We start from the raw sequence: 8,909 nt of genomic DNA on the forward strand, positions 1-8,909 counted from the left end.
TTAGATCTGCAGCTTATGCAGCGCCGCCGATCTGGGTCGAGGAAATACTGCCAGAAGGAATTTCTGAGACATGAAACAAATTCAAAAAAGAAAAGAATCAGCAGGGAACACGCTCCGCGGGGTCTCTTTCGCCCCTTTAGAAAAAGCGGCGGGGCGACGCCAAACCCGTAAACCATTTGCTCGCCGCAAGGCAAAAGGAAGAAATTCCCATTTCTCCCTTCGGACAAGAGCTTCCTGGAACCAGAAAATGTCAATTCTTAAATTCTCCCTTGCTGCTACGCAGCTGCAGTCCGATTTACATTGACATTAAAAAAAGACCTCCTGCAAACGCAAGAGATCCTTCCAAACATAGAAGCATGAAAAATCTATTCTATTCCACTTGCGCTCTTAATAAATTGAATAAATTTTCTCACACCTCTTATCTCATCCATAACTTTATCATCTGATGAGTCACGCGTAATTTGAAAATCTGCAAAGAGCCTCTGCAGTTCCGCAACAGAAAACGTTGATTTCTTCTTTTGATTAGCCATATTCTCACCTTCTTTCATAACGCAAACATAGCACAAAGGGAACGCAATAGTCAACAGATTTAGCCATTGATATTACGCAATATTTATTGACATATTGCACAATATATATTATTCTAAATATAATTATTAAAACTTTTAACAATCTCTATATAACCTTGAAGGGAGAACACATATCAAAATGGCAAATAAACCGTTTAACCAAATAGAATATCAAAACGAATACAACCGTCAAAATTATGATCGAATAAACCTGGTTGTTAAAAAGGGGAAAAAAGACATTATAAAAGCGGAAGCACAAAAAAGTGGGAAAAAAGTAAATGAGTATATCAATAATGCGATTGATGAATACATAAAGAAACAAAATGATAAGATATGATTCGCGTTGACATATTGCGCAATATGTGATATGATATATTTATACCAAAGGAGGAAATATAAATATGGCAACTACAATATCAATCATCAACAACAAAGGCGGCGTTGGAAAAACAACATCTACTGGGATCATAGCAGAATTAATGGCATACCTGGGGAAGCGGGTACTCTGCATTGACCTTGATCAGCAGAGTAATCTCAGCATGATGCTTGGCTGTTATACTGAGGATCCGGAACCTGTCATAAACGGAGTCGAAGCCCCTGAAAAAGAAAACATAACCGAACTTTTTAAGGGAAGATACCGCACCAAAGAAGAAGTGCTGCCGCTTATCCAGCACACGCAGATCAATGGACTTGATATTATCCCATCAAGCAAGCGTCACAAAAATACTCAGCTTAATATAGAGATCAATAAAACCGGCAATAACAATATCATTTTAAAAAAGGCACTGAGTACTATTAAGGATGATTATGATTTTATCCTGATTGACAACGCCCCGGCATCTGATATACTGACCGTGAACAGTATGTTTGCATCAAACTATGTTCTGACACCGGTTCGCGTGGAATCTTTTTCTTATAAAGGGCTGAAAGAAACCCTAGACAGCATAGCTTATATCAAGGAAGAGCATGACCTTGAAAATGCGAATTTCCTCGGAGCATTTATCACTCAAGCCGAGATAAACACGAATGTTTACAAAGATCTGCGCGATAACTACGAAGCCGAGCTTGGAACCCGGTTTCTGAAAACGCCTATTCGAAAGGATATCAAGATTGCGGAGATAGAAACCCTGTTTGAGCCGATCTTGGCGTATAACGCAGATACTAATGCAGTTTTTGATTATGGCAAGTTGCTACTCGAACTGAACATACTGGATAAAAAAGCCACAAAAAAATTGAAAGAATCAATCGGAGAGGAGTAGAAAGATGGCAAAACGGAAGTTTAATTTTGCGGCGGGCGCCGAACAAAACACTCCGGATGCACCGGAAACACAACCACAGACACAATCCACACCAGAAGAATCAAAATCCGCTGTGCAGACGCTTGTAGAAAAGATCGACGCACCGATTAACACCGCATTTAATTTTAAGTATATCAAGCGTGATAAAATTATCTTCCATGCAAAAAATGACTATCCCATGGAAGAAATTGAGAAACTGGCAGATAGCATTTTGAATTTCGGTTTGATACATAACCTGGAAGTATTTTATGATCTCGAAAATGATCAGTACATCCTTGATTCCGGAGAACGACGGACAAGAGCGATTGACTATCTGGTGGAAAAATACAAAGATTATCCGGACAAAGATAATGAATCGTATCAGAAGTATCTACACTTTGTAGCTCCTTTTGAAAATGGATATCCGTGCAATGTAAAAACGAAATATGCTGATACAGATTTATCCGAATCCGCCTCTGATCTGTTGGAACAGATCGATGCCGAAATCAGACTGATTATTGCGAATGAAGAAACCCGAAGCAAAGATACATTACGAACAAAGCAGCATGTAGACCGTTTGAATGAACTGTATACCAAGCGGAACCAGACCTTGAAAAAAGGCGAAAAGATCAATGTGAATAATGAGATTGCGAAACAGCTTAATATCAGCGATAAGCAGGTAAAAAACTATAAGGATATTGATAAGCTGATCCCGGAACTCCGGAAAAAGTTTGAGGAAAACGAAGTCTCCCTTAAAGATGGAGCCAATTATGCAAAGCTGACCGAGGAAGAGCAGCGTCAGATTCTTACGCTGATTGAAAACGGAGAAAACCGGCAGGAAATCAACCGACTTATGGATCAGATGAAAGCTATGCGCAGTGATATCTCAACAAAGGAAAATCAGATATCTGAGTTGGAAAACACGATTGAAAACCAAAATGCAATCATTAAGTCGATCAATGACGCTCAGAACGATCTGAAACAGCAGCTTGTTGCGGAACAGGAAAAGGGGGATCCCAATAATGAAAAAATCCGTGAGCTGGAGTCATCATTAGATGATATGAAAAATCAGATCAGCGCACAGAAAAAATCTTTAAAAGACACCGTAAAAGAAAAAGATAATATGATTGCGGATCTGCAAAAGAAACTGGATGCACAGGCAAAAATGCAGAGTACCGAAACGAATAATAATTCAAAACTGATTCGTACTCAGTACGATCTCGAAAAAGGAATTGAAACTTTAATCACACTTTTTGCCGATCTTGAAAAAAAACTGGATGAATATAAGGCGGTTTCCGAAGATTCGGAAGATTTTAGGAAAAAAATCCAGTCGGTAATTAAGGAAAATGGGAAAAAATTCTCGTAAAAAAAAAATAGGTATTGAATAAAAAGGAAAAATATGTAAAATAGTTAGGGAATAGTCCTAACTAAAAACAGGACAAGATAGTTATTTTGTCCGCTTTTTTGACAAGAAGTGTACACGAAAGTGTATGCTTTTTTTGTACAAAAAAGATGAAGGGAACCGGGTTCCCTTCATCTCATATCCAGCATCACTCTAAGAAACTTTTGATCATAGATCTTGCTTCATCCACAATATCCGTAGGTGCTTTTTCTGCCGTGACAGCATTTCTTTTACGCACATCTAATGATTTAACTTGTTCACATAATATAACCCCGGTGGTTCTAGTCCGATCATCCAGTGGAACGTGCAACGGATGTTTGTTGTCAGTATTCGTAATTGGACACACCATTGCCATTGAGGTATGATGATTCAAAATATCATTGCTGACAACAAGCGCAGGCCGTCTCCCGGCTTGTTCATGCCCTGTCTGTGGATTAAAATCCATAATGATTATGTCTCCGAAATTTACCAAACTTCTTCACCTTCTGGAGCTCCCCAGTCAATCTCTTGTGTATTTTCAATAAAAATGTCATCAATCGTTTTCCCGTAAAAAGCCTCCAGCCTTTCTTTCAAACTGTTAAATTTCCTACTCTTTTTGATGACAATAGACTCATCTTCGAGGCTTAATAAGACAGGTTCATTTTCTTTTATACCCAGTGAATCTAAATAATTTTTAGGTATCCTAATTGCCTGACTATTTCCCCACTTACGAACTGGAACTTTAATGATAATATTTTTTTCCATTTTCGTTCCTCTTCGTTCCTCTTTTATGATTTATTGATTTTTTGACTTTTTGATTTTCGATTCTACGATTTTTTTAACAATGATTTTTACGTTTTTCGAATTTTTGATTTTCGAATTTTTCTACAATTTTTTCTATAATTTTTTATTCCAGTCATAAGTATAAATAAATTCTATTTCATTTATATTTGTAGGATATAAGTATTATACATGTATATACATTGAATGTCAATACGAAAATGTAAATTATGTGTCAATATAAATCGGACTGAATGATCTGTTTTTGATCATGAGGGAGAATTTAAGAATTGACACATATCGAAAAATATGCTGTTTTTTGAGGATCTGCGTGCAGATTCCTCTTGCCTTGCGGCGAGCAAAAAATGGTTTAGGGCTTTGGCGTCGCCTCGCACCTTTTTCTAAAGGGGCGAAAGAGACAGGGAAGATGCTGAGAATAGAAAATTTTTATTAATAACAAATTTCAATTAAAATAATGGAAATTGCTAGGAATATGGAGATTTTTCGGTTCCTGATCTTGGAACAAGATTTTATATATGTAGATATAATATTAATATAAGGTATAATATATACCCTCTGCTGTTTGACTGCTTTTTCCTTTAAAATCAAGGATTTCCAGACTTATCCACAAGTACAGAAATTGAATAAAATTAGTCGTTTTTATCTATAAAATTTGAATACTTTTTTTAACTTATGCATAAAAATTGAATGCTCTAAAATAAAGTACCATGAAAATTGAATGAAATATTTTAGCAAAAAAATAACCGGATGCTCCGGAACACTTTTTTTCCGGAAAAATCCGATTTTCATCCTCTCTTTTATTGTTTGCTCCATATTTTCGGCAGTTTTAACTACGCCAACTAAGCCATTTACATATTGTAAATAGCTCCTAAACTGCCAATTCTCGCTTCAAAATGCTATGTATAAGCTTAGGCTTTAAGCTCCTGTTTTTTATGACCTCAGATCCATCATTCAGGACCTGAAGACTCTTTTCAATGGCTTGTTTTAGCAAGTCAAATATATTCATTTTTACACGCGCTGCTTCTTTTTTGTACTGTCTAACTAGATCCATTACATCCTTGAGATCCTTTTTGCGCGGATCCTTGATCTTATTTCTTCGACAAATCACATTAACATTATGTGCCGCATAGTTTTCGTTCTCAGATGCTTGTCCTGGCTGTTTATAAACACTTATCTTAGGACGCATATAATACATTCCATCTACAATCCCGATTGAAAAGAAACGTTTCAGTTCCATCAGATATGTACGCATGACTCTCTTTGTTACAGAAAACATTTTTGTATATTTCTCATAAAACCGTTTGGTTCCGATCCGGAACTGACCTTTTTCACCGCCGGTACCAGCATAAGACATCCGGAGCAGTTCCATAGCCAACAGCTTAGATCCGGCCTTCATCCCAAAAAACTCTTCATCATAGAAAATATGATGATTAGTATTAACATAGCCTTCCGTGATATCATTCATGTCCACATACCCGTTCTTGAGGATGGTGATATCATGATCGATCCTGTTGCTCTTTTCCACAGCAACAAAACCTTTTTCTTGCAGGGATTGTTTTACATCATAAAATCCCTGATAGCTCATATGCATAGTTTCGCATAATTCTTTGTAATGTATTCCGGATACCTTGCCAGAATCATCCTGATAGCGCGAGACATAGATGAGAAAATCGATTTCTTTTGATGTAAGTTTTTCTTCAATCATACGATCCAATACGCTGTTTTTTAATTTCTGCATCCAGTCTCACGCTCCTTTCTTCTTTTTTAGTCTTAAATTTTTTATATTTTCCGCAGATTTTCATAGGCTTTTAGAGAATTTTTTAAATTTTTTTGAGATTTTTTTTTCGTGCAAAATCCTTTGAAAGCCTTGATTTCACTATGTTTTATATACAAAAAAAACTGTGTGATCTTAAAAACCACACAGTTTGTCATCTTAATCATATTGACAAAAACAACTCGATAACCTATAATAATCCCTAGGGAAAGGGCATTAGGTAGTTGTCCTCTGGTGGTAAATGCGACTTACCATTAGCAATTCGGAAGTTCGGGAAAAACTTTCGAAGTACTACCAATTTTGAATTTTTGGATTGGAAGCTTCGGCTTCCAATCTTTTTTTCAAAATCTTTTCGGCAATATTCTGTTTTTTCAACAAATCAATACTAACATAATGTACATGTATTGTCAATTTTTTCTTTAGAATCAGTCAAATAGCACAACATCATGTGGTAAGCCACTTTTTTCATTTGTATTCTATTTATCGCTCTATATCCATGCGATCCATGCGCATTTCCCGTTGCATTTCCGTTTCCTGATATGGTTGTTTCGCAAATTCGATTCCCTCCATACCATTCTCATATAGAAAATATGGAATCTTTACATCATGGTAACGATAATCACCAGTTTAACCGCAAAAGAATTTCTTCCGCCTTTTCTCTCCACTTTTTTATAATATCCTGGTAATTTTCACTCATTACTTAATATCCTCTTCACTGTTCAAATATGATACTCAATCTGTAAATATTGTTCCATCCGCGTTATATCTTACTGTTATCCCCCCGAGACCATATACAAAATAATGAACACCTGTAACATTATCTCTATATTCGTCTATGTTTCCATCAGCAGTATCACCCAAATACTTCATATCGCCTATTGTACTTTTTGTTTCACTTTCTCCTTCTGGTTTAGCCACTACTTTTTCCATAACATTTTCATTTTCCGTAGAATCATCTGCAAATGAATCTGTAGATGTTTTCCCACCGCATCCCATAACTGCCGTTGCCATTGTCACTAATAAAATCACCATTATTTTCTTTTTCATATAACTTTCTCCTTGTCCTCACCGTGAGTATTTATTTTTATATCATTTCATTTTGGGGAAATTGATTCTTCCTTGATAAATCTAAGTTTCGCTATAAGCTGGCTGGCATCCCTCGAACCTAAAGGTTCGGGGTTTTGCCAGCTAAATTATAAACATTCTCCTTAATCGTTTTTTTGCCACAAATACTGACTGCTCTGGTGTAAGATTATATTTATCTTCCATAATTATTTTTACCTCTCTAAATTCTGATCGAACCGATCCAGACGTATGTCCTTCTGTTGCTCTGTCTCTCCCGATCGATCGATAAGATTCTCCAGTTTGTTTTCCTGTGTCGGTTTAATTTCCCAAGTCTGCTCCATGGAATCCTTCATGTAATCTACAAACTTTGATACATCCCCTGTCTTATCGTAATGTCCCAATGCCGCATAATACTTGTCTTTCGTTGCATTATAAACGATCAATGGCGGATAATTGTGCGTCATCAGGAAGTAATTCATTAATGTTCTTCCGACACGCCCATTACCGTCTGCAAAAGGATGTATGTTCTCAAACTTGCAATGTATATACGCAGCTGCTTTAAAAATATTATCTCCCTTGTCCGGAATATCTACCAGTTCTTCGCAAAGTTCATCAATTTCTCCTGGTACTTCGTCTGGCAGTGCTCCCTGTCCATCTGCCACACAATAATCATGTACTTTAAATGTTCCTGGTCTTTCTCCCTTATTCCAACGGTTTTCATCATAAGTCCCTTGTGTCAATTTCTTGTGTATCTGAAGAATCAGTTCCCGGCTGATCGGCGCTTTATCACTGATTTTATCCAGGATAAATTCATAACACTTTTTTTGATTTTCAATCTCATACAGAGTCCTTAAATCTCCGGTAAAATTGACCACCTTTCCATTTTCAAAAATTTCTCGTGTATTGTGATAAGTGACCTCTGGATTCTCTATCACGCCAGAATTGTAGGCAAACACTATACTGTAACTGGAAAGGCTCTGAATATAGTCTTCCCTTGTCTGAATCCGCTTTTCTCTCCATTTTTTAATAATATCCTGGTAATTTTCATGCATGATTTATAACCTCGAAAATTTTTCTTTGAACAATCACTGTCTCTATGTTATAATAACACTATAAAAGGGAAACCAAAGCGGTTCACCCATTTGTGTTGTTAGCTGCTTAGCAGCCGACCGTCACACTGCCGGGTGTGGCGGTCATTTTTTATCCTTATGTATCTCATGAACGAGACCAATAAGGGCAACTATCAAGATACAAAACTGAATCAGATCAGAATATGTAACCATAGCATCCCCTCCCTTCTTTCGTAACTCTCATTACTCCGAAGATAGGGTAAACCGCCTTGCTTGATTTCCCTGCGACCATTCTATCATACCGCAGGAAAACCAACAAGCCGCCATTCTATTTTTCTACTGCCGGTTCGGTACCAAAAACTGATTGTAAAACCGACTCAAAGCATCTTCACTCTTACTGTTTCCTACACCATTATTTTTCACGAACTCCTGCATTTCAAGAATCGTATTATGATCAAACTTATAACTTGCCACTGGCGTATCACTTTGCAAGTTGCTAAATGCCTGTTGAAGTTCTGCTGCATATTCGGGATCAGCCTTCCACAAGGAATCATCCTCAAGTCCTCCCTGCTCATATGGGAGGTTATAATATTTTTCTGATATAAATCTGGTTGATCCTACGGTTAAATCCTTGGTTGGCGTTGTGTCTGCAATGTTTACCGTAATCTGCAGCTTGGTCTGGTTTCCAGCACTGTCTGTCGCAAGATACGTCTCTGTAATACTGCCCCCATGTGCAAATCCCATAAAATCCTCAGCCTGATACGTCATCACCCGGAAGGAGTTGCCCTGCTCAGCGTGATCACCGCCTGGGATCTCTCCGTCTTCCTCGTCTGTTGCCTTTGCATGGCTCAAAAGTTCCTCCTCTGTGATATAACCGCTCTGTGCCTGTTCAAGTGTGTAATACAGATCATACGCCTCGATCAGTGGTCCGTAATCCCATACCCGGTACATATTGGCAACTGCCATGTCCTG

General features: G+C 37.5%; 11 protein-coding genes and 1 pseudogene. 4 read left to right on the plus strand and 8 right to left on the minus strand.

The genetic code is table 11. The features are described 5' to 3' along the window. Window positions 1-70 precede the first annotated feature (70 nt). Window positions 71-304 (plus strand): hypothetical protein, encoded by a 234-nt coding sequence (locus tag H8Z76_RS13305; protein WP_186982826.1) that lies wholly within the window; start codon window positions 71-73, stop codon window positions 302-304. Window positions 305-365: 61 nt separating this feature from the next. Here the strand turns inward: H8Z76_RS13305 and H8Z76_RS13310 are convergent, their stop codons facing one another. Beyond that, on the minus strand, window positions 366-530 hold the full coding sequence (locus H8Z76_RS13310) for a hypothetical protein (RefSeq protein WP_186982827.1): 165 nt from the start codon (window positions 528-530) through the stop codon (window positions 366-368). Window positions 531-708: 178 nt separating this feature from the next. Here H8Z76_RS13310 and H8Z76_RS13315 point away from each other — a divergent pair, with 178 nt between their 5' ends. From H8Z76_RS13315 to H8Z76_RS13325, 3 genes are all read left to right on the plus strand, one after another. Next, window positions 709-906 carry a hypothetical protein gene (locus tag H8Z76_RS13315; protein WP_176924459.1) on the plus strand — a complete coding sequence of 66 codons (198 nt, stop codon included), beginning with the start codon at window positions 709-711 and terminating at the stop codon, window positions 904-906. A 64-nt stretch (window positions 907-970) separates the two neighbouring features. Beyond that, a complete protein-coding gene (locus tag H8Z76_RS13320) occupies window positions 971-1,828 on the plus strand; it encodes a ParA family protein (protein WP_176924460.1) in 858 nt (285 codons plus the stop codon). A gap of 4 nt (window positions 1,829-1,832) precedes the next feature. Beyond that, window positions 1,833-3,212, plus strand: coding sequence for a hypothetical protein (locus H8Z76_RS13325; protein WP_186982828.1), 1,380 nt, complete (start codon window positions 1,833-1,835; stop codon window positions 3,210-3,212). Between the two features lie 184 nt (window positions 3,213-3,396). Here H8Z76_RS13325 and H8Z76_RS13330 read toward each other — a convergent pair whose 3' ends face one another. From H8Z76_RS13330 to H8Z76_RS13355, 7 genes and pseudogenes are all read right to left on the minus strand, one after another. After that, window positions 3,397-3,720 carry a type II toxin-antitoxin system PemK/MazF family toxin gene (locus tag H8Z76_RS13330; protein ID WP_279287713.1) on the minus strand — a complete coding sequence of 108 codons (324 nt, stop codon included), beginning with the start codon at window positions 3,718-3,720 and terminating at the stop codon, window positions 3,397-3,399. Beyond that, a complete protein-coding gene (locus H8Z76_RS13335) occupies window positions 3,714-3,992 on the minus strand; it encodes an AbrB/MazE/SpoVT family DNA-binding domain-containing protein (RefSeq protein ID WP_207723147.1) in 279 nt (92 codons plus the stop codon). The genes H8Z76_RS13330 and H8Z76_RS13335 overlap by 7 nt, the downstream gene beginning before the upstream one ends. A gap of 904 nt (window positions 3,993-4,896) precedes the next feature. Then, entirely contained in the window at window positions 4,897-5,766 is an 870-nt protein-coding gene (locus tag H8Z76_RS13340) for a hypothetical protein (protein ID WP_176924463.1), read from the minus strand. Between the two features lie 768 nt (window positions 5,767-6,534). Further along, a complete protein-coding gene (locus tag H8Z76_RS13345; RefSeq protein ID WP_176924464.1) occupies window positions 6,535-6,849 on the minus strand; it encodes a hypothetical protein in 315 nt (104 codons plus the stop codon). A 230-nt stretch (window positions 6,850-7,079) separates the two neighbouring features. Continuing rightward, entirely contained in the window at window positions 7,080-7,919 is an 840-nt protein-coding gene (locus H8Z76_RS13350) for a Fic family protein (RefSeq protein ID WP_186982829.1), read from the minus strand. Between the two features lie 141 nt (window positions 7,920-8,060). Next, on the minus strand, window positions 8,061-8,150 hold the full coding sequence (locus H8Z76_RS13990) for a putative holin-like toxin (protein ID WP_243240559.1): 90 nt from the start codon (window positions 8,148-8,150) through the stop codon (window positions 8,061-8,063). Between the two features lie 123 nt (window positions 8,151-8,273). Beyond that, window positions 8,274-8,909 (minus strand): annotated as a pseudogene (locus H8Z76_RS13355) (hypothetical protein); the annotation flags it as partial.

It is taken from the genome of Roseburia yibonii (genome assembly GCF_014297335.1).
GTDB classification, from domain to species: domain Bacteria; phylum Bacillota; class Clostridia; order Lachnospirales; family Lachnospiraceae; genus Roseburia_D; species Roseburia_D yibonii.

What these genes read in the sequence shown, in the direction of transcription:
- H8Z76_RS13350 (WP_186982829.1), bottom strand. Translation starts at nt 7,919, where the DNA reads ATGCATGAAAATTACCAGGATATTATTAAAAAATGGAGAGAAAAGCGG.
- H8Z76_RS13315 (WP_176924459.1), top strand. Translation starts at nt 709, where the DNA reads ATGGCAAATAAACCGTTTAACCAAATAGAATATCAAAACGAATACAAC.
- H8Z76_RS13305 (WP_186982826.1), top strand. Translation starts at nt 71, where the DNA reads ATGAAACAAATTCAAAAAAGAAAAGAATCAGCAGGGAACACGCTCCGC.
- H8Z76_RS13340 (WP_176924463.1), bottom strand. Translation starts at nt 5,766, where the DNA reads ATGCAGAAATTAAAAAACAGCGTATTGGATCGTATGATTGAAGAAAAA.
- H8Z76_RS13335 (WP_207723147.1), bottom strand. Translation starts at nt 3,992, where the DNA reads ATGGAAAAAAATATTATCATTAAAGTTCCAGTTCGTAAGTGGGGAAAT.
- H8Z76_RS13310 (WP_186982827.1), bottom strand. Translation starts at nt 530, where the DNA reads ATGGCTAATCAAAAGAAGAAATCAACGTTTTCTGTTGCGGAACTGCAG.
- H8Z76_RS13325 (WP_186982828.1), top strand. Translation starts at nt 1,833, where the DNA reads ATGGCAAAACGGAAGTTTAATTTTGCGGCGGGCGCCGAACAAAACACT.
- H8Z76_RS13345 (WP_176924464.1), bottom strand. Translation starts at nt 6,849, where the DNA reads ATGAAAAAGAAAATAATGGTGATTTTATTAGTGACAATGGCAACGGCA.
- H8Z76_RS13990 (WP_243240559.1), bottom strand. Translation starts at nt 8,150, where the DNA reads ATGGTTACATATTCTGATCTGATTCAGTTTTGTATCTTGATAGTTGCC.
- H8Z76_RS13320 (WP_176924460.1), top strand. Translation starts at nt 971, where the DNA reads ATGGCAACTACAATATCAATCATCAACAACAAAGGCGGCGTTGGAAAA.